The sequence below is a fragment of the Cupriavidus sp. CuC1 genome (assembly GCF_044627735.1).
In the GTDB taxonomy this organism is placed as follows: Bacteria; Pseudomonadota; Gammaproteobacteria; order Burkholderiales; family Burkholderiaceae; genus Cupriavidus; species Cupriavidus ulmosensis.
On record NZ_JBIUHC010000446.1, the window covers coordinates 1 to 587 of the forward strand.

Genomic DNA, 587 nt, shown 5'->3' on the forward strand with positions numbered 1-587 from the left:
ACCTGCAGATCAGCGTCGAGCCGGAACATCAACGCGCTCCCAACGCTTCGATCATCGCCTTTACCAGCGCAACGTCCTGTCCACCACATTCGAGTTCCACCGTCACGCCGTTGGGCAGCCGCGCCGTGAGTAGCGCGGTCAGAGGTGGGCGCGGCGATGTTTGGGGGGAGGCAGGCGCCCGGGCCGGCAGGCATTCCAGCGATGCCGGAGATTCCGGAACGCGCATCGCGCCGCCAACCTCGACGACCGGTACGAACGCTGGCAATGCAGGTTCCCCACTATCGGCCGCCGCGGCTTCCGTTGTCGCCTGGTACAGCCGAATCCACTTGCGCAACTGGTTCGTATTGATGCCGACCTTAAGTGCCATCCCAGCTACCGATACCCCTGGCCGTAGACACGCTTCGACCAGTTGGCGCTTATCCCCGGGGTCAAAGTCTCGCTTTCCGTTGGAGCGAACCCGGATCACCCTCAGTGGCGGAACTTCACATTCGAATTCCATCATGGCTTGCGTCCGCAAATAGTGGTTGCGGACGCAAGCCTGCCCACTCTCAGCAGCAAAAGCTAGGTGTGCTTATTTTCGCGCTTAC

At 61.5% G+C, this 587-nt stretch carries 1 protein-coding gene; it reads right to left on the reverse strand.

The features are described 5' to 3' along the window. Window positions 1–28: 28 nt before the first annotated feature. Complete coding sequence (gene tnpA, locus ACGLHR_RS52135; RefSeq protein ID WP_400104009.1) at window positions 29–502, reverse strand: IS66-like element accessory protein TnpA; 474 nt, start codon at window positions 500–502, stop codon at window positions 29–31. Window positions 503–587 lie beyond the last annotated feature (85 nt).